Consider the following 265-nt stretch of genomic DNA (forward strand, 5'->3'; position numbering starts at 1 on the left):
CCTGGGGAGTACGGTCGCAAGATTAAAACTCAAAGGAATTGACGGGGACCCGCACAAGCGGTGGATGATGTGGATTAATTCGATGCAACGCGAAAAACCTTACCTACCCTTGACATGGATGGAATCCTTGAGAGATTAGGGAGTGCCCGAAAGGGAACCATCACACAGGTGCTGCATGGCTGTCGTCAGCTCGTGTCGTGAGATGTTGGGTTAAGTCCCGCAACGAGCGCAACCCTTGTCATTAGTTGCTACGAAAGGGCACTCT

1 rRNA gene is annotated in these 265 nt (G+C 51.7%); it reads left to right on the forward strand.

The annotated features are described in order from the left end of the window. A 16S ribosomal RNA gene (locus MRBLMU1_RS32745) occupies positions 1 to 265 on the forward strand; the annotation flags it as partial.

Source organism: Burkholderia sp. LMU1-1-1.1 (assembly GCF_040675865.1).
In the GTDB taxonomy this organism is placed as follows: domain Bacteria; phylum Pseudomonadota; class Gammaproteobacteria; order Burkholderiales; family Burkholderiaceae_D; genus Rugamonas.